This window comes from Ectobacillus panaciterrae DSM 19096 (assembly GCF_000430785.1).
Lineage (GTDB): Bacteria > Bacillota > Bacilli > Bacillales > Bacillaceae_G > Ectobacillus > Ectobacillus panaciterrae.
Window position 1 is genome coordinate 146,056 of record NZ_KE387246.1, and the last position, 19,611, is coordinate 165,666.

At 42.4% G+C, this 19,611-nt stretch carries 19 protein-coding genes; 11 read left to right on the forward strand and 8 right to left on the reverse strand.

Translation table 11 applies throughout. The annotated features are described in order from the left end of the window. Positions 1-539 precede the first annotated feature (539 nt). The gene (spxA, locus tag H540_RS0123175) at positions 540-935 is read left to right on the forward strand and encodes a transcriptional regulator SpxA (RefSeq protein ID WP_028402584.1); all 396 of its coding nucleotides are present in this window, start codon (positions 540-542) and stop codon (positions 933-935) included. 305 nt (positions 936-1,240) lie between these two features. Here the strand turns inward: spxA and H540_RS0123180 are convergent, their stop codons facing one another. Beyond that, positions 1,241-1,915: a TerC family protein gene (locus H540_RS0123180; protein WP_028402585.1), complete on the reverse strand. Its 675-nt coding sequence runs from the start codon at positions 1,913-1,915 to the stop codon at positions 1,241-1,243. A gap of 409 nt (positions 1,916-2,324) precedes the next feature. On the opposite strand from H540_RS0123180, the gene mecA reads away from it, so the two are divergent. From mecA to pepF, 4 genes are all read left to right on the forward strand, one after another. Beyond that, positions 2,325-2,993: an adaptor protein MecA gene (gene mecA / locus H540_RS0123185; RefSeq protein ID WP_028402586.1), complete on the forward strand. Its 669-nt coding sequence runs from the start codon at positions 2,325-2,327 to the stop codon at positions 2,991-2,993. A gap of 211 nt (positions 2,994-3,204) precedes the next feature. Continuing rightward, on the forward strand, positions 3,205-4,746 hold the full coding sequence (gene cls / locus H540_RS0123190) for a cardiolipin synthase (RefSeq protein ID WP_028402587.1): 1,542 nt from the start codon (positions 3,205-3,207) through the stop codon (positions 4,744-4,746). A gap of 156 nt (positions 4,747-4,902) precedes the next feature. Then, positions 4,903-6,117 (forward strand): competence protein CoiA, encoded by a 1,215-nt coding sequence (locus H540_RS30715; RefSeq protein WP_162144553.1) that lies wholly within the window; start codon positions 4,903-4,905, stop codon positions 6,115-6,117. 84 nt (positions 6,118-6,201) lie between these two features. Next, complete coding sequence (gene pepF / locus H540_RS0123200; RefSeq protein WP_028402588.1) at positions 6,202-8,025, forward strand: oligoendopeptidase F; 1,824 nt, start codon at positions 6,202-6,204, stop codon at positions 8,023-8,025. Positions 8,026-8,238: 213 nt separating this feature from the next. Here pepF and H540_RS34140 read toward each other — a convergent pair whose 3' ends face one another. The 4 genes from H540_RS34140 to H540_RS0123220 form a co-directional block, all read right to left on the reverse strand. Next, a complete protein-coding gene (locus H540_RS34140) occupies positions 8,239-8,409 on the reverse strand; it encodes a hypothetical protein (protein WP_169729587.1) in 171 nt (56 codons plus the stop codon). A 232-nt stretch (positions 8,410-8,641) separates the two neighbouring features. After that, positions 8,642-9,517 carry a ClpXP adapter SpxH family protein gene (locus H540_RS0123210; protein WP_028402589.1) on the reverse strand — a complete coding sequence of 292 codons (876 nt, stop codon included), beginning with the start codon at positions 9,515-9,517 and terminating at the stop codon, positions 8,642-8,644. After that, the gene (locus H540_RS0123215; RefSeq protein WP_028402590.1) at positions 9,517-9,915 is read right to left on the reverse strand and encodes a globin domain-containing protein; all 399 of its coding nucleotides are present in this window, start codon (positions 9,913-9,915) and stop codon (positions 9,517-9,519) included. Before H540_RS0123215 ends, H540_RS0123210 begins: the two co-directional genes overlap by 1 nt. A gap of 121 nt (positions 9,916-10,036) precedes the next feature. Next, entirely contained in the window at positions 10,037-10,609 is a 573-nt protein-coding gene (locus tag H540_RS0123220) for a CYTH domain-containing protein (protein WP_028402591.1), read from the reverse strand. Between the two features lie 134 nt (positions 10,610-10,743). Here H540_RS0123220 and H540_RS0123225 point away from each other — a divergent pair, with 134 nt between their 5' ends. Genes H540_RS0123225 through H540_RS0123240 form a run of 4 tightly spaced genes read left to right on the forward strand, consistent with a single transcriptional unit; the run spans position 10,744 to position 13,485 of the window. Then, entirely contained in the window at positions 10,744-11,118 is a 375-nt protein-coding gene (locus tag H540_RS0123225) for a UPF0738 family protein (protein WP_028402592.1), read from the forward strand. 16 nt (positions 11,119-11,134) lie between these two features. Next, a complete protein-coding gene (gene yjbM, locus H540_RS0123230; RefSeq protein WP_028402593.1) occupies positions 11,135-11,761 on the forward strand; it encodes a GTP diphosphokinase in 627 nt (208 codons plus the stop codon). A 20-nt stretch (positions 11,762-11,781) separates the two neighbouring features. Beyond that, positions 11,782-12,579: an NAD kinase gene (locus H540_RS0123235; protein WP_028402594.1), complete on the forward strand. Its 798-nt coding sequence runs from the start codon at positions 11,782-11,784 to the stop codon at positions 12,577-12,579. A 54-nt stretch (positions 12,580-12,633) separates the two neighbouring features. Beyond that, on the forward strand, positions 12,634-13,485 hold the full coding sequence (locus tag H540_RS0123240; RefSeq protein WP_051317260.1) for an RluA family pseudouridine synthase: 852 nt from the start codon (positions 12,634-12,636) through the stop codon (positions 13,483-13,485). Positions 13,486-13,767: 282 nt separating this feature from the next. On the opposite strand, the gene prpE is transcribed toward H540_RS0123240, so the two are convergent. Continuing rightward, the gene (gene prpE / locus H540_RS0123245; RefSeq protein ID WP_028402596.1) at positions 13,768-14,508 is read right to left on the reverse strand and encodes a bis(5'-nucleosyl)-tetraphosphatase PrpE; all 741 of its coding nucleotides are present in this window, start codon (positions 14,506-14,508) and stop codon (positions 13,768-13,770) included. Positions 14,509-14,583: 75 nt separating this feature from the next. Further along, on the reverse strand, positions 14,584-15,753 hold the full coding sequence (locus H540_RS0123250; protein WP_034671783.1) for an FtsW/RodA/SpoVE family cell cycle protein: 1,170 nt from the start codon (positions 15,751-15,753) through the stop codon (positions 14,584-14,586). A 303-nt stretch (positions 15,754-16,056) separates the two neighbouring features. On the opposite strand from H540_RS0123250, the gene fabI reads away from it, so the two are divergent. Beyond that, positions 16,057-16,833, forward strand: coding sequence for an enoyl-ACP reductase FabI (gene fabI / locus H540_RS0123255; protein WP_028402598.1), 777 nt, complete (start codon positions 16,057-16,059; stop codon positions 16,831-16,833). Positions 16,834-16,989: 156 nt separating this feature from the next. Here fabI and H540_RS0123260 read toward each other — a convergent pair whose 3' ends face one another. Continuing rightward, a complete protein-coding gene (locus H540_RS0123260; protein ID WP_034671820.1) occupies positions 16,990-18,528 on the reverse strand; it encodes a vanadium-dependent haloperoxidase in 1,539 nt (512 codons plus the stop codon). 421 nt (positions 18,529-18,949) lie between these two features. Between H540_RS0123260 and H540_RS30720 the strand changes: the two genes are divergently transcribed. Then, a complete protein-coding gene (locus tag H540_RS30720; protein ID WP_051317247.1) occupies positions 18,950-19,600 on the forward strand; it encodes a hypothetical protein in 651 nt (216 codons plus the stop codon). Positions 19,601-19,611 lie beyond the last annotated feature (11 nt).

Genomic DNA, 19,611 nt, shown 5'->3' on the forward strand with positions numbered 1-19,611 from the left:
CGTTAAAAAATCCCCTTTCTTCTATTGTATTGGAAATGCTGTGAGAAGAAAAGAAGAGCATTCAAAATTGTTTATCTTGCAAAACAAAAATGTGAAATTATTTTATTATACTCCCTATTTTGAAACGTATGATGCTTGCAGTACACAACAAACAAAAGAACAAGCCTATATGCTTAGAGACACAAGGAGGGCGTCTTGAAGGATTTGACCGCTACTATACTTGGCAGGAGCACTATGCCCATCTAAAAAGGATTAGGCGGTTTTTGCCCGGTTTTTCTCAGCTTATTTTTAAAATTACAAACGACAATTTATTACAAAATTTGCAAATATCTTACGTTTTGTATATATTTTGTATAACCTTTTTTTCGTTTTTTTAAAGAAATTAATATATATTTCTTGCTTGTCTTATTGTATAATGAGTATTAAGCTACTTATTTAAAGTAATTGTAAACTGAAAACGAATTTCACTTAGGTTTTACTTAGATTTCATTTAGGTAAGTGCGTAGTTCAATACTCGTCAAAAGAGGAGTGAGTAAATAATGGTAACATTATATAGTTCACCAAGTTGCACGTCTTGTAGAAAGGCAAAGCTTTGGTTGGAGGAAAATCACATTCCTTATACAGAGAGAAATATTTTCTCTGAACCGTTAACAATTAATGAAATTAAAGAAATTCTTCGTATGACTGAGAGCGGAACAGACGAAATTATCTCTACTCGTTCTAAGATTTTCCAAGAATTAGACATTAACCTAGAATCATTACCGCTTCAAGATTTATATAAACTGATCCATGATTATCCAGGCATTCTTCGCCGTCCGATTATCATTGATGAGAAACGTTTGCAAGTAGGCTATAACGAAGATGAAATTCGCCGCTTCTTACCGCGTACGGTAAGAACGTTCCAGTTGCGCGAGGCGCAAAAACTGGTTAACTAATCGGCCTTCCTTGTGTAAAAAGTTCCTGATTCAGGAGCTTTTTTTTGTAAACATAAGAAATGATAAAATTTCGCGGTAATGCTACCAATTACTTTCCTTCGTTTGAAACTCATGATGCTCACAGTATACAATATATGTTTAGTAATACAGACGCCGTCTTAAAGGATTTGACCGTTACATATTCGGCAGGCACTCTATGCCCATCTAACAAAGAACACAGCATAGATTTCACCCGTGCTGCGTTTCTTACTATATAAAAATGAATGAGACAGAAGGGCTGTACCATAGCGGTACAGCCCTGAACTTTAATTATGAGCTTTTTTCATCTTAATTTGATTCATAATATATCCAGCTGATAAAACGGCAATTACCGTTATAATTGGCAATGCAAAATCTAAATAAGGATATTGTGCAAAGAAGTTTGCTAATCGATGTTCATGCAGAATCATTTTTCCGGCTGTATACGCTAAGATGCCCGCACCTACATATACTAAAGAAGGATACCTCTCCATAAAAGTCAAAATGAGCTTGCTTCCCCAGATGATAATCGGAACAGATACTAACAAACCGAGAACAACAAGAATGATATGACCTTCTGCTGCGCCTGCAATCGCTAGTACGTTATCAAATCCCATTACAATATCAGCAAATACAATGGTACGTACGGCAGCCATCAATGTAGTGCTGGCTTTAATATTTGATAGGTCATCTCCTTCATCTGCAAGAAGGTTGTAGGCAATAAATAGAAGAAGAATACCTCCGACCAGCTGTAAAAATGGAATTTGCAATAGGTAAACAGCTACAATTGTTAATAAAATACGAATGACAATTGCTAAGCCGGTTCCAAGAAAAATTGCTTTATTACGCTGTTTTTCCGGCAAATTTCGGCTTGCCAAGGCAATTACAATGGCGTTATCTCCGCCTAAAACAATGTCTATCCCAATAATGATTAACACCGACATCAGGAAATCTAAATCCATAATTTTCCCCCGTTTACCGAAATAAATTCCGCTCTACTTGTCCACAAACTCTTCTTTTTTAGGAGTAAGAACCGGAGTTAAGAGCCTGATTGAAACAACTGACATCTGCGATAAACCCGTTCTGCTGATGGTGTTTTGCTTTCTGTCTAAGTACTTTAATCACTATAAGGGAATCTGTCCACTGTGTCAAGAATGGTAAACTTTCTAAGTTTGTCGAACAGAGGAGAATAGGTAAATGACTGTTTTTCAAAAAAAGCAGTAATTTTATTTCCATTATGCGCGGTCTTATCATAAAATGAGAGTACAAGATTTTTAGGTGATTTTCTGTAAACATGATATGATAATGCAAATACATTCTAGGGGGTTTCCCTTCATAGAACAAGCATAAGAAAGAAGGGAGAGATCTTAAGTGGAAATTGAAAGAATTAATGAGAATACTGTTAAGTTTTATATATCATACGTCGATATCGAGGAACGCGGCTTTAACCGTGATGAAATTTGGTATAATCGCGAGCGGAGCGAGCAGCTGTTTTGGGAGATGATGGATGAAGCGCGGGATCATGATGATTTCTTTGTAGACGGCCCGCTTTGGATCCAAGTGCAGGCACTTGATAAAGGTATTGAAGTAATTGTAACAAGAGCGCAGCTTTCAAAAGACGGCCAGAAGCTCGAGCTTCCGCTTCTGGATAAAATCATCGACATTCCGCTTGATGAAAGTCTTGAATCCTTGTTTGAGCAGCAATTAGAGCAAGAAGACTTTACGTACTTAAGCAAAGACGGCATCTTAGGGTTTCTTGTGAAGTTTGCAGATTTAGAGGATGTTATCTCGTTAAGTCACCGCCTGCAATTGGAAGATATTAAAAATGAACTGTATGTATTTGATAAACGATACTATTTATATGTAGAATTTGATGAAACGTTACATGAAGAAGAAGATATAGATAGTATACTTAGCATTGTACTGGAATACGGAGAAGAGTCTGCTATGACAGTTTATCGTGTACAGGAGTATGGGAAGCAGATTATTGCAGAGCAAGCATTAGAAACAATTCGCAATAATTTTCCTCCTCTAGCATAAACCGATTTCTTTATGATGAAATCGGTTTTTTTTGTATTGAAATTGTGAAATTTAGGTATGTCTAGCTCCGCCGGCTAGGCGCTGCCACCTAAGAACCTCCGCCACAAAAAAGCAAAAAGCGCTTTTTAGGGCGGAGAACCTCAGGCTCTGCGCCTCGAAGGCTCCGCTTTTCTGTGGCATAATAGAAAGAGGATGGAAGGGAGGACAGGGTTTGAAAAACACATTAAAGCTGGGATTATTTCTTATTATATTATTTAGCGTATTTCTCGCGCTGCGTATATTTAAGGATGTTGCCTTTTATTCTGAGTTTACGGAAATTAAAGGAATTACGTTTTTTGGTGTGTTCAGCGTATTATTCACACTATCCGCTTTCCTAATCGGCTTTGTCATTTTCCTTGAAAACAGGCAGCCAGCGAAAACGCTGACATGGCTGATCGTATTAGGGATTTTTCCGGTAATCGGTTTTTTTGCTTACTTATTGTTCGGTCAAAATTTCCGCAGAAAACGTTTGTTTCAAAAGAAAGCGCTTCTAGATGAGCAGGCATTTCTGCAATATAAAGAAAACGCGAAGCAAAAGAGGGAATATTTGGAGGAGAATGAGCACCAGGGCTTGCTGTTTCGCTTGGCAGATCGTCTAGGTACCCTGAATATTTCATTTCATACAGAAACAAAAGTTCTTACAAATGGAGAGGAAACCTTTTCTTCCATTAAAGAAGTGCTGCAAAAAGCGAAGCGTCATATACATATGGAATATTATATTGTACGTCATGATAAAATTGGCACAGAGATTAAAGACATTTTGATGGAAAAGGCGCAAGAGGGAGTTAAAGTACGCTTTTTGTACGATGCGGTCGGCAGCTTCCGCCTTTCAAAAGAGTATATACAGGATTTAAAGAACGCCGGTGTGGAAATTTTTCCGTTTTTTCCGGTTCGGTTTCCGATATTAAGTGATAAAATCAATTACCGCAATCATCGAAAAATCATCGTCGTAGACGGAAATGAAGGATTTATCGGGGGACTGAACATTGGCGATGAATATTTAGGGAAAGACGAGTACTTTGGCTTTTGGCGCGATACGCACTTATATTTAAGAGGAGAAGCAGTACAAAGCTTACAGCTTATATTTCTGCAAGATTGGTTTTATATGACAGGGGAAGCAGTACTGGATACAATGTTTATGAGCGCAGAGCGTACAGAGGAAAATCTTGGCGGCGTTCAGCTCATAGCAGGCGGACCGGATAACAAATGGGAAACGATTAAGGATTTGTATTTTACTATGATTGCATCCGCGCGCAAATCGATTTGGATTGCAACGCCGTACTTCATTCCGGATGATGACATTTTATCTGCTTTAAGGGTTGCTGCGCTGGCAGGCATAGATGTTCGGCTGCTTACGCCGAGCAAACCGGATAAGCGCACTGTCTTTTATGCATCGCGCTCTTACTTTCCGGAATTGCTTGAAGCTGGGGTAAAAGTATATGAGTATAAGCAAGGCTTTTTGCACAGTAAAATTGTCATTGTCGATTCGACTTTAGCCTCTATCGGAACAGCGAATATGGATATGCGCAGCTTTCATCTGAATTTTGAAGTGAATGCTTTCTTGTACGATACGCCGAGCATTCAAAAGCTCGTAAAAGACTTTGAAGAGGATATCACTGTATCTGAAGAAATTCATATGGAGAGATTTAAAAACAGACGGCTTGTCATGCGCATTGTCGAATCTACTTATCGCCTGTTGTCGCCGTTATTGTAAAGCCTGCTGACTGCAGGCTTTACTTGTAAGAGTTTATAAATTGAGGAGCCGGCGCCGTTTTTCTTATTGTCTAACTCCGCCGGCTAGGCGCTGTTTTTCTTTGTATATAAGGTAGGAGATTCTCGTTTTCTGTCGAAAGTAAACGAGGAAAGGAGCGTGGTAACATTGTTTGTCGCGATCAATGATAAAGAAAAGCGATATAACTTGCTGCACATTCGAAATAAGGAGAGGCTGTTATCGCTGCGCAGGGAGGAACAGTTTTTTTGTCCGGTTTGCAAACAGGAGGTGCAGCTGAAAATCGGCGAACACAAGCAGCCTCATTTTGCACATAAGCGCGCGCATACTTGTTTGTTGGAGTTTGAGCGAGAATCTCCCTATCATTTGAAAGGGAAAGAACTGTTATATCAGTGGCTTCATAAGCAAGGGTTTGACGTGAAAGTAGAGCGGTATTTTCCTTCCATTGCACAGCGTCCCGATCTATTCATTACAGCCGACGAAACACAGCTGGCCATTGAATATCAATGCTCAACGATATCAGCTGATGTGTTTATGAAACGAACCTGTTCTTATTGGAAGGAAGGCATTCGGGTTTTATGGATTCTTGGCGGCAATCAGTTTAAACGCCAAGGCGCACATTGGCTTCGGTTATCTGCCTTTCATACGTTATGTGTACAGCCGGGAACATATCTGTTGTATTTTTGTCCTGAAGCATCCTCTTTCTTTCAATGCTCTTCGCTCATTCCTTTTTCTTCTGCTGCCGCTTTTTCTCACATGGTTCCTCATCCGCTTCGCTCTTCTAATTTATCAAGTGTGTTAGCTCCTTCTCATGTAACTCTTTCACAGCTTCAGCGGGAATGGAACAACAAGAAAAAGGCATGGCGCCGAAACGGCCTATATGTCATGCATCCTTATTATCATCCCTTTCTTGCTTATTTGTATGAAAAAAGAATTCCTCTTTCTTGTTTTCCTCCTGAATCTCTCATTCCGCTGCCCTCACTTCTCTCCATCCAAACACCGGCGCTTCTATGGCAAAGTTTCATCTTAATAGAGGAAATCGGAAAGCTCCGTGTCGGAGATTTCTTTTCTTCTCACTACATGTACACCCGTTTAGTGCGAAAAGGAAAGGTGAAGATCCGGTCTCTCCCGTACTTATCCTCTTCCATGCCGAAAAAGGCACTTCTTGAATATCTTCATTTTCTTTGTTTTACCGGCTATATTGAACATGTAGACACATTTAAGTATCGCAAAAAGAGAGAACCACTTATTCCGCAGCACGAAGAAGAGGCATATCGAATGGATGAGGAAATGATAGGTTATGCCCTTCGGCTGTTTGGACCGCATGCAACATTAGAACATGAAAAACGGATATAATATAAGCGACGGAAAGGAAAAGCAGGAATACAGCAGGAGAAATCGAATTGTAAATTAGGAAATGGAAAAAAGGAGGCTCGTGTTATGACGGAACAAAAAACAGTAAAAAAGTTGCCGGCACGCGATGAATTAGATAAAGCCTATATGTGGCGGTTAGAAGACATATTTGCATCAGATGAGGAATGGGAAAAGGAATTTACTGCAATTAAGGGCATGCTTCCGAAGCTCGGTGAATTTAAAGGAAAGCTTGGAAACTCCGCAGGGGATTTGCTTGCACTGTTTCAGTATCAAGATGAAGTATCGCTTCGTCTCGGAAAGCTTTATACATATGCGCATATGCGATATGATCAGGATACAACGAACTCCTTTTATCAGGCACTGAACGACCGTGCAACAAACTTATATACAGAGTCATCCAGCATAATGGCATACATTGTGCCGGAGATTTTATCTATTCCGGAAGAAACATTAAAATCTTTCTTGCAAGAAAATGCTGATTTAAAGCTGTATGAGCACTCGCTGGAGGAAATCAATAGTCAGCGTCCGCATGTGCTGTCTGAAAACGAGGAAGCGATTCTTGCGCAAGCTTCTGATGCATTGCGTACATCAAGCAATACGTTTGGCATGCTGAACAATGCTGATTTGAAGTTTCCTGAGATTACAGATGAAAATGGCGATGAAGTAGAAATTACGCATGGCCGTTACATTCAATTTTTGGAAAGCGAAGATGGCCGCGTTCGTCACGATGCATTTAAAGCGGTGTATGAAACATACGGTAAATACAAAAATACGCTTGCCAGCACATTGAGCGGCGCTGTTAAGAGAAACAATTTCTATGCGCGTGTGAGAAAATACGATTCCGCACGTCAAGCAGCGCTAAGCAACAACAATATTCCGGAGAGCGTATACGATCAGCTTGTGAACACTGTGCGTGATCATTTGCATTTGCTTCATCGCTATATCGATATCCGCAAGCGCGCTTTAGGGGTAGATGAGCTGCATATGTACGACTTGTACACGCCGCTTGTAAAGGAAGTTAAGATGGAGGTTTCTTATAAAGAAGCGCAAGATATTCTTTTAAAATCGCTTGCTGTCCTTGGCGATGAGTATGTCGATATTTTAAAAGAAGCGTATGAAAATGGTTGGGTAGACGTGTATGAGAACAAAGGCAAGCGAAGCGGCGCCTATTCTTCAGGAGCTTATGGAACAAATCCATACGTTTTGATGAACTGGCATGATAACGTAAACAACTTGTTTACATTAGCGCATGAGTTCGGCCATTCCGTACACAGCTACTATACGCGCAAAAACCAACCGTATGTGTACGGCGATTATTCCATCTTTGTCGCAGAGGTTGCTTCTACGTGCAACGAGGCGCTTTTGAATGATTATTTGCTGAGAACTACAGAAGACAAGAAAAAGCGTTTATACTTGCTGAATCATTATTTAGAAGGCTTCCGCGGCACTGTGTTCCGTCAAACAATGTTTGCGGAATTTGAGCACTTAATTCATATGAAGGCACAGGAAGGACATGCGTTAACGTCTGATTTATTTACAAGCCTTTACTATGACTTAAACAAAAAGTATTTCGGCGAAGCTCTTGTCATTGATGAGGAAATCGGCTTAGAATGGTCCCGTATTCCGCATTTCTATTACAACTATTATGTATATCAATATGCAACGGGCTTCAGTGCTGCAACGGCGCTGTCCAAGCAAATTCTTGAAGAGGGGCAGCCGGCTGTAGAACGCTATATCAATAACTTTTTGAAAGCAGGCAGCTCTGATTATCCGATTGAAGTATTGAAAAAGGCAGGAGTAGACATGACATCCCCTGCGCCTGTGAAGGAAGCATTGCAAGTGTTTGAAGAAAAGCTGAACGAATTGGAGCAGCTTTTGTTTGAGAAATAAGAAAAGCGGAACCGGCTCGATCAGGCGCAGAACCAGAGGTTCTCGCCCCTCAAAAGCGCTTTTTGCTTTTGTGAGGGTGAGGTTCTCTGGTGGCAGCGCCTAGCCGGTGGAGCTGGACATCAAGAAAAGCGGAACCGGCTCGATCAGGAGCATACTCCGGAATTTCATACTTTCTTACGTTTAAAAAAGACGCCTTGGGCGTCTTTTTCATGCTTAAAAACCTTTAAAACGATTTCGGCCATTAACAAAGGAAACGGATAAAAAAACAGCGCCGAATAGAAGAGGAACAGACAGAAGAAGCGGGAAAACTTCCAATAAAGATAATAAGTAGAGAACAAAGGCAATACCAATAATTGCTATACTAATAAAGATTTTTGTTTTCAAAGCACTTTCACTCCTTTAAAAAGTCCTGTTATAATGTATTCAAAAATGAAAGCGTTTAGAATGTGACATTTTTGTGAAATAGAAAATAAAGTTGTTGTCATCTAACGTCGAATCTTGTAATATAATAACTGTGAACGAATTCACAAACAAACATATACCCCTTTGTTTGAACGTGAAATTTCTCCCATCCCCTTTAAATTTTTATAAGCCGTAAAAGAAAACGACCTGGTGTTTACACCAGGTCGTTTTCTTTTGTGAATTTCCAATACATTTCTCGTTCCGTCGGAAGTTGCCTCACCTTTCGCTTTAAAACAAGCTTTTTTAACTCACGTTCAGCTTCTGCGTGTGACATGCCGTAAATAGTCGCCACTTCTCTCGTTGAAAGAAATTCGTATTCATGAAGAAGCTCTTCTATAGAAGGAAGCGATTTTGGCACAAGCTCTTCGTTTACAATTTCTCTTAATACTTGTACATACACATCATAAGAGTAAATGCCGGCTATCTTAATGCCTTCTTCATCAGAGTTCGTATGAAAGAAGACAAGGGATGGAATTTCTGTTATATGCATTTCGTTTGTAAATTTTAAATCGCATTGAAATGCTTTTCGTGCGCCTGCTGCATGTAAATCATCCATAAACTCCTTCACATCTATACCGCTCTTTTCAGCACATGAAAGCAACGTTTCGCTGTCCGGTTTATGAACATTAGACAGAAAAATAGCTTCCTGCAGCTTTCGCAAAAACTTTGAACCTGCTTTTCGGCCTTGCAGCTCTGCTGCTTTAATTGCGAGCGAAGATATATACGGTGAAGAGTCGGACTTATGCATATTAATTTTGCCGTCACACGAAAAGCCGTGAAGGCTTGTTGTCTTCTCCCACACAAATCGAATATTAGCAGGTTTATTCCATTTGTGCGATGATTCAACCTTGCCGGTCAGTACGTGACGAAGCGTAAAGTAATGGCCGTATTCGAGCAAAAGCTTTGTAACTAAAGGGTCAATGACCCAGCAGTCCCTGCAGAGCGGATCAATGAATAAATAAGCTTCAATTGGTCTATGCACGCATTTTTGGAAAGAAATCGGCATAATCTTGTCTTCTAGTTTATTCATTATTCCTCACCCATTTCATCCGGGGTATTCATCATATGCTCCGCTGTTAATCGTAAACGCTCCCATATAAATTCGCGAAGGGGGCCGTCTATGCCTGTATCGTCCATTGCTTGCTCCATACAGGAAAGCCAAGCGTTTTTTCGCTTTGGTGTAATTGCAAACGGAAGATGGCGGGCACGCAGCATCGGATGGCCATGTTCTTCTGTATAAAGCGCCGGTCCTCCAAAATATTGTGTCAAAAATTGCTTTTGCTTGCGGGCCGTTTCCGTTAAATCCTTCGGAAAGATGGGAGCTAAATCTGGATGCTGACTCACGTACGAATAAAATGTATCAACAAGCGCTGCAATTCCTTCTTCGCCGCCGATTGCTTCATATGGTGTCATTGAATTTTGATTCATACTTTGGCTACTCCTTTTTCCGTAAATGTATACTTATTGTAGCAACCGTTCGTTATATAGAGCAAATAAACCGTTTTGAAAGTTGTTCTCCAAAAGTTGGATGCCCCAGTCTTATGCTAGTTTAGAGCGCATTGTTTTGTTTTGCAAGAAAAAAGCGCTGTACTTTATTTTGTGTCGGACGTACAGGAATATTGTATGCCCCTAGCAGGGAAAGAAAATCCGTTTTTTTGCTTTCGTCCTTTACTTCGTACTCCAGCTCATAATCATCATGATTAAAGTAGAAACTATGGTCAAAAATAAGAAGACCTTCTTTATACATCGTTTCTGCGCGTTTTGTTGTCAGACTGCCGAAATAGGAAAGCTGCAGCGGGATATGCAGAGCCTGTAGCTGGTTTGCGACTGATCCCGGAACGACAATGCCTGTTTCCATCATCTGCTCTGCTTCTTGCTCCGTCAAACGCTGATGTGTCTCCAATAATCCGATTTCTGCCGGCTGCTTAAGCGTCAATATATAGGAACCGCTCTTAAAACGGATGCGCAGCGCTGATCCGGTTTCTTTTAGAGCGAAGTTTTTTGTTTCAAAGTAATGGTTCGTTTGCTCTATAAAGCTTGTAATGGAGAACGCTTCGCACAGTGTTTGGAATTCGTTCTTTGTCACCATATTTTTAAATTCGATTTCAATTTCTTGTTTCATCACAGTTTCCCTCCTATGGTATCCGTTACTTATTATCCCTTTTTGTGAATTTTGATTCAATGTTTTATTTGTTCTGCCGCCTGTTGTGTTACAATAAGAGTGATTATGACTGGCGTTATTGGAGGAATTAAAATATGCAAAAGAAGATTAGCGTCAAGAGCGCGGAACAAACAGAGCATGCTCTTGTATTTTGTGCGGAACATACAGACTTGCAAACAGAAGAGTTAAAACCGAGACATCATATGCTTGTTGATTCAGATAACTTAGCGTTCTTATATATCCTTGAAGGCGATGGAGACTATATGTATGTAAGCATTCCGCATACAGTATGGCCTGCATGCAAGCAAATGCTTGATGAGCATAAAAAGGCATATGTGAGAGTGAATGAAACAGAACTTGAGCTTGAACAGCTGCAAGAGGAATTGGAGTATTTAATTTCTAATATAGAAGGAAATGCAAACTATGGGGAGGAATTAGTGAGCAAAGTAGAAGCAATTTTTTTGGCATAATGGATGGTGGTTAGAAATGGATCGAAACTGGGAAGAATTTTTGGCTCCTTATCAACAGGCTGTAGGGGAATTAAAGGTAAAGCTAAAGGGGATGCGAGCGCAGTTTGAACGAGCGGTGCAGCATTCGCCGATTGAGTTTGTTACAGGACGAGTCAAATCGGTGCCAAGCATCATCGATAAAGCGGCCAAGCGGAATATTCCTTTAAACAAGCTTGAAGAAGAGATGCAGGATATTGCCGGTTTGCGCATGATGTGTCAATTTGTAGACGATATCAAGCCGGTTATAGAGCTGCTTCGCAAGCGAAATGATTTTGAAATCGTAGAAGAGCGCGATTACGTCATGCAAAATAAAGAAAGCGGCTATCGCTCCTATCACGTCGTAGTCCGCTATCCTGTTCAAACAATCTACGGAGAAAAGAAAGTGTTGGTAGAAATTCAAATTCGCACACTGGCCATGAATTTTTGGGCGACGATTGAGCATTCTTTGAACTATAAATATAGCGGACGTTTCCCGAAGGATATTAGAGAGCGCCTGCAGCGTGCAGCGGAAGCGGCATTTCGTCTCGACGAAGAAATGTCCTCCATTCGTTTTGAAATTCAAGAAGCGCAGAAGATTTTTTCGCGTAAAACAGAATCAGAATAATTCTTAAAGGGTGTATATAAATGAAGTTTGCAATCACGTCAAAGGGAGACCAGGCATCAAATTCGCTTGCGGATACGATGCGGGAGTATTTGCTTGATTTCGAATTTGTAAGTGATGAAGAAGAGCCGGATATCGTCATTTCCGTAGGCGGAGACGGAACGCTCCTGCATGCGTTTCACCGCTATTACAAGCGGCTGGACAAAACTGCATTTGTCGGCGTGCATACGGGACACCTTGGATTTTATGCCGATTGGCTTCCAAATGAAGTAGAGAAGCTTGTCATTGCAATAGCTAAAACTCCGTTTCAAGTTGTGGAATACCCGCTTCTTGAAGTCATCATCCGCTACTTAGACGGAAGCAGGGAAACGCAATACTTGGCATTGAATGAAGCGACAATCAAAAGCAGTAACGGAACGCTCGTCATTGATGTGGAAATTCGCGGCGAGTACTTTGAAACCTTCAGAGGAGACGGCCTATGCATTTCCACGCCGTCAGGAAGCACCGCCTACAACAAAGCGCTCGGCGGCGCCATCATCCATCCATCTATTGAAGCAATTCAAGTTGCGGAAATGGCGTCCATTAATAACCGCGTCTTTCGTACGGTGGGCTCTCCGCTCGTTCTGCCAAAGCATCATACATGTGTGCTGAGGTCTGTAAACGATACAGGTTTGCAGCTCACCATCGATCATTTGACTGTTGTGCATGAGCATGTAAAATCAATTCAATGCCGCGTCGCAAATCAAAAAGTTCGCTTTGTCCGCTTCCGTCCGTTTCCGTTCTGGAACCGCGTGCGCGACTCGTTTGTGGCGGATAAGTAGAAAGGGTTATGCTGATTGAGCTTTACATTAACATGGAGCATTCAAGAAGAAGGTATGCTCATACGGGAGTTCCTACGTACAAAAGGAATTTCTAAGGCTGCCTTAACCGATATTAAATTTAAAGGCGGAAGCATTACAGTAGACGAAAGCACAGTAAATGTCCGGCATAGATTGCAAAAGGGAGAAACGCTGCGCATCGTGTTTCCTCCCGAAGAGCGAAGCGAAGGAATGCCGAGCGAGAACATCCCGCTTGACGTTGTATATGAAGATGAATATGTAGTTGTTCTTAATAAAGAGCCGTACATGTCAACCATTCCGTCGCGGGAGCATCCGCATGGAACGGTCGCCAATGCGCTCTTATATCACTACGATCAGCAGCTGCTGCAAAGCACTGTCCATGTTGTTACAAGGCTGGACCGCGATACATCCGGTCTAATGCTCATTGCGAAAAACCGTTTCATGCACCACCTTTTGTCCGAACAGCAAAAGGAAAAGAAAATCCGGCGTACGTACGAAGCGCTCGTTCATGGTATAGTCGAACAGCACAATGGCACAATCGATGCGCCGATCGCAAGAAAAGCAGACAGCATCATTGAGCGCACTGTGCATGAAGATGGTCAGCGTGCTGTCACCCATTTTCGTGTGCTGGAAAGGTTTCAGCATATAAGCAGGGTGGAGCTGGAGCTTGAAACAGGAAGAACGCATCAAATCCGCGTCCATATGGCGCATCTTGGTCATCCTTTATTAGGCGATGATTTGTACGGTGGGGAACGCGGCCAAATGGACAGACAGGCTCTTCATAGTAAAGCGCTAAGGTTCTATCATCCTGTTTTGGAGCGGGAACTCATGTTTACGGCTGCATTGCCTTCCGATATGAAAGAAGTACTGAAAAAGGAGCTTCCATAGGAAGCTCCTTTTTCAAAAGGCAAGAAAGTATATGGGAGTATGTCCGGCTCCACCGGCTAGGCGAAGAACCAGAGAATCTCCGCCACAAAAAGGCAAAAAGCGCCTTTTAGGGCGAAGAACCTCTGGTTCTGCGCCTGAACGAGCCGGTTCCGCTTTTCGGTGGTGTCTAGCTCCACCGGCTAGGCGCTGCCACCAGAGAACCTCCGCCACAAAAAGGCAAAAAGCGCCTTTTAGGGCGAAGAACCTCTGGTTCTGCGCCTGAACGAGCCGGTTCCGCTTTTCTTAGTCAAGAGGCCGGAATTTCTCCGGCACAAGCGGCATGGAAGAAGGAACAGATACCGTCTCCATCTCCGGATAACGAAGCGCCGTCAATTTTCCGCCAAATACACATCCCGTATCAATGTTGACAGTATTGTTTACGAACCGAGGCTCTTTTACAGGCGTATGACCGTAAACAATCCAAGCATTTCCGGTGTAGCGTTTTGCCCAGTCACGGCGCACAGGTGAACCGTCAGGATGTGTTTCGCCTGAAATATCGCCGTACAATACGAATGTTTCCACTTTTTTATCAGAGCGTCCAATATAATCCTGCCGAATTCCCGCATGACAAACAACGAGCTTGCCGTCATCGAGAAGGTGATAGAGCGGCGAGCTTTCGTACAGTTCCATGAACTTGCGGCGGATGTCTTTTTGCTTTTTAGGGGGCAGCGTCTCGTACTCTGCGGCAGTTGTCTCCAGTCCATGCGTAACTTGTACTTTACGCCCCAGAAAAAAGCGGTACAGCTTATTGCAGTGATTTCCTGGTGAATAATAGGCTTCCTTCCGGTGTACGACAAGCTCCCAAACGAGTTCTGCCGTTTGCAAAGAAGCGGGGCCTCTATCTGTTAAATCTCCTACAAATGCCAGCTTTCTGCCATTCGGATGAACAGGAACACCATCATCCCATTCATAGCCCAATTGCTTAGTAAGCGCCGTAAATTCCTCAAAGCATCCATGAATATCTCCGATTACATCATATTGCATCATTTCACCTGCTTATGTATTTTCTATTATTTTACAGAAAAAGCTCCCATCCTGCAAAAAGGATAGGAGCTTTTTTTAATCAAACATATATTTCTTCGTGCGGGAGCGCACATTTAAGATGAATCCAATTGCAATCATATACGTCAGCAAGGAGCTTCCCCCGTAGCTCATGAACGGGAGCGTAATCCCGGTAATCGGCAGAAGCCCGAGCGTCATGCCAATGTTTTGGAACACCTGGAAGGTGAACATTCCAATTGTGCCCGCGCAGATATAGCTTCCGAATGGGTCATTGCTTTCGAGCGCGATGTGAATCATACGGTAAATCAGCAGGAAGAAGAGAGAAACGATTATACTTCCTCCCAAAAAGCCGAATTGCTCCGCAACATTTGTGAAGATAAAGTCTGTATGCGGTTCAGGAAAGTACACCGCTCCGTTCCCATATCCTTTCCCGTAAAGCTCTCCCGACCCGGAAGCCAAAATAGCTTGTCTCAGCTGATAGCCCTGTGTTTGGTATTCATAAGGTGCCAGCCAGCCATAGAAGCGGTCCAGCTGATACTCTCTTAGAATATGCGCTTTAAAAAATGCTGTATGCGCGAAATAAATGTATACAAGAATCGATGCCGTTATTGTCGCAAAGCCTGTCAAACCGAGAACGAAACGCCAGCGAATACCGGAAACGAGAATAATGGAGGCGATAATAGACGTCATAACCATCGTATTCCCAAGATCCGGTTCTTTCGCAATCAGAAGAAGAGGAGGCAAGCTTGCGGCAAAAATTTTCCCAAGCAAAATCGCATCCTCACGCGGAGAACGAAACGAATATTTTTCATTATGGTTCACAACGATCCGGCTCAAAACAAGAATCATGAACAGCTTCATGAATTCAGATGGCTGGAAGTTTCCGATTCCCGGCAAGCTGTACCAAGCAGTAGCACCTTTAATCGTCTGCGCACCCGGTATCTTTAGTTCAAGACCAAGAAGCAGAACCATCGCAAAAGTGTACAAATACCATGAAATCTGCTTGTAACGGTCAAAGTCGATCACCATAATGCCCGCGATAGCAACAAGTCCGATCACGTACCATTTAATTTGCTGGGCAACGAAATTGATGGACTTCAAGTTCCCCGGAAACGACGGATGTGACTGTGCCGCTGCAATCGCAAAGCAGCTCACTGCAGCGATAACAAACAATATGAACAATAATGCGTAATCTATTTGAAATTGCGAATTTTTTTCTTTATCCATGGTTCAATCCTTTCTATTAGTGTCGCATCATGTAAAAGACATTATTACTATCTTAACGAATTTTTGAGGGTTTGCAAACCCTTTTACTCTCAGTTAAAGTATATAAGCTATTGTATTCCTAGTATCCAACAAAATGAAAGATAAAATCGTCATTTGGCAGATAGAAGGGAAATGAAGTGATGATGGCGAAAAACACTTCATACATATTTTCTTTTCTCGTTTCCATCAGAAAAAAAATATGATACACTATTTATAGTATCAGGTACTAATAACTACTTATATATATAATAGGAGGATATAATCATGAATCTTCTCAACGTAAAAGGAAAAAACATCGTTGTAATGGGCGTAGCCAACCAGCGAAGCATCGCCTGGGGCATCGCACGCTCCCTGCATGACGCAGGCGCGAACTTAATCTTTACATACGCAGGAGAGCGTCTGGAGAGAAACGTACGTGAATTATCTGAAACATTAGAGGGGCAACAATCTTTAATCTTGCCATGCGACGTAACAAGCGACGAAGACATCGCAAAATGCTTTGCGGCAATCAAAGAAGAAGTCGGCACAATCCATGGTGTGGCACATTGTATCGCATTCGCAAACAAAGAAGATCTTAAAGGCGAATTTGTAGACACATCCCGTGACGGATTTGCTCTTTCTTTAGACATCAGCGCATTCTCCTTAACGGCTGTAGCGAAGGCTGCGAAGGAATTGATGACAGAAGGCGGCAGCATCGTGACACTGACATACCTTGGCGGAGAGCGCGTAGTGAAGAACTATAACCTTATGGGTGTAGCGAAAGCGGCATTAGAAGCAAGCGTGAGATACTTGGCGAATGACTTAGGTCAGCACAATATTCGCGTAAACTCTGTCTCAGCAGGTCCGATTCGTACATTGTCTGCGAAGGGTATAGGCGACTTTAACAGTATTTTAAAAGATATTGAAGAGAGGGCTCCGCTTCGCCGCAATGTGACGCAGGAAGAGGTTGGGGATGCGGCGATGTTCTTGTTCAGTGATATGTCACGCGGCATTACTGGCGAGAATTTGCATGTGGATTCTGGATATCATATTTTAGGGTAACTATAAAAAGCAACTGGCTGCATGCAGCTAGTTGCTTTTTTATTTACATGTTATGGATGTTTTCACTGAAAACCTTGCTACGCTAATAAGGATATGGTTATAAAACCATACCCTTATAGCAGGTAAATTGAAGGACTCCGTATTGCTGTCATTCTATCAGATCGTTACAGTAGTCCCATCAAACTTAGTAAAGGAGAAACCGCTAAAATTTTCATTGAAGGCCGCCTTGTAATCCTGAAGGATCCCGATTGCGACTGCTTCGCCTAGCTTTAGACCCTCGATCCCGTCGGAGCGCCAGTGGACCCCGGCCGTGTCGCGGCCAATAGCGATATTGGCGGCAAGCTTGTTCAATTCCCCGCCTATCGTCAAAGGTGACCCCGAGTAAGAAAGCAACGAGCGACCATCAGAATTGGCTACGACCGGATTAGGGATAACAAACGATTCATTAAAGAACGCCTTCAGTACAGTGACCCCGGCTCCTGCAATGCAGGCATGGCCAGCAGGATAAGCGGGATGAGTGGGACAGCCTTCCGGATAGGCCATAGGAAGCAAATAAGTGTCAAACTTGCTGAAGACTTCAGAAACCGCCTGTGAATTGAGCAGTTCTGAGTGAATCGGGTAGTTGGCGCCGCCTGTCAAACGGTTGTGAACACGGCCCCCGAACTCTTCAGGCCGGAGTCTGCGATGAACGAGAAACTTTTGGAACCAAGCGGCCTCTAGTGCGGCCTGTGCTGTCTTAGCCACCAAATCCAAAATATGCGGGGCGCCGAAAGTGATGAAACCGCCCTGGGTTTTTGAATTCAGGTAGGGGTTGTCCGGATTGAGTGCGCTCTTCCCAAAACTAAGCAAAATCAAACAAGCAGAAAGACAGCCTTGGTAGGTGAAATCCTGATGAACAAATGCAGTCAAATCACGGCCACTGCGGATATAACGGAGTGTGGGGTCGAATAATGGGGCATTCGGAGATGAACCATTTTGGATGTCCAACCATTCCTTATAAGAGGTCATATAGTCGGTGCCAACCGCCGTAGTACGATATTGCTGGACAATTGTTGTAGCTCCGTAGGGGATGTCCTTCCACAGGAACTGGGAGATATAAGGCCCTATGAGATCACCGGGCGTATCTCCGCGGAACAAGGTACCCGCGGCAACGGCCCCATTGACCTTCGGGCCGCGAAAATCCGAAAATCCTGATAACTCAGAAGCAGCCGCTAGGATAAGCGGATTGGTTTCATATTCTGAGAAAGGCACATCGCGAGTCAATGCCTGCCAGTAAAGTTCAGCCATCTCGCCAGCCTCCCAAGCACTGCTGAAGGCTGGCGGCACAGTCACGCCCAGATGATGGCTATCAGGTCCTGTCAGATCATATGCATAGGCGGCTTGGGGATTGGCAAGTTTGACAACACCGCCAAGAGGTATGGATTCAAAATCGTTCGGATTGCCAGTCTTCAGTGCCTGAATCAATGCTTTATAAGCACAGAGGTCAACCTCACCGAGGCAATTATGCGGCAATCCCTTAGAAAAATTCCCGATCTTATTACAAAACAAATTTTCGTCTCCGTTACATGGATGGTTCGGGAGAGGAAGGTTCTTTTGGAAACGCGCTGCTTTGAGACGGACTTGAAATGCCTCTTCACGACGCTTCTGTGCATTTAAAGGTCCGATTTCGCACGATTTTCCTTTGTTTACGTTCATCTTTGCCGCATGGGCTTGCCCTAATTTATTTTCGTGATTCTGATTTTGTTCCATTTTATCATCCTTTCATAATAAGAGATTCATCGGCTCAAAATCGATGAATCTCTAGTAATTGCGTTAAATTTTAAATTCTATTTAATATATTCATTTCTATTTGATTAAGCTACTATTATTAGTGCCTCTTTTTTGTCTATTAAAGTTTATCATTAGTAGTAGCTCATCGAGACTCCTCAACATACCCTAAAACATACAAACAATAAGATCAAAAAACATCACTAGCCGTCAACACAATTACAGAAATGATTGACAGACCCACTTAGTTATATCAAGGCTTATCCGCCTGTTTGTATGCCCATACAACAACAATGCCAATGGCATATAAGTATATAGTATTAACATCTAAGTAAAGGAGGTGCTCGAAATGAATGGCCTCTGTAATCAATTATGTAAATTAAAACCAGGAACTGAGATAGATTTTTTATTAAGAGGAACCCCTAGAACAACAATCCTGACTTTTATAAAATTCGATCCTGAGGATGGCTGTATTACAGGGAAAGATTGTGATGGAATTATTAAGAAATTAAGTTGTGATTGTATTTGCGCGTTTTCACCCCGTCCTCCCCGGAAAGAACTATGCTGTAGAATTATAGTGGAACATAAGACGCAACTGGTGCCTCCTGCAAAAAGGGGGACTGCCAGAGCCACTAAAACTGTAGAGGCTAAAATTGAAAAGGTATGTCCGGAAACGGTTGTCATTTGCGGCGTGCTTCATAAGACCATAACCTATACGGCAATAATAGATGGTAAGGAGTGTCCGAACCATATAATTAAAGACGACATCCCATTTCAATGTCTGATTGAACAAGATGACATCAAGGAAAAGGAAGAGGATAAATTCTGTATTATTCAACAGGATAGCATCAAAGAAGGGGATCGATTCCGTATTACCCAACAGGATATTTTGTGCGAGGTTTTCGCGCATGAAGCGAATTTTGGCGGATCAGACCATTCAATCGCCTTTAAGTTTGTAGAAAAAGATATTATTAAGATATGCGTTAAAAAAGTAAGATAAACCAACTATTG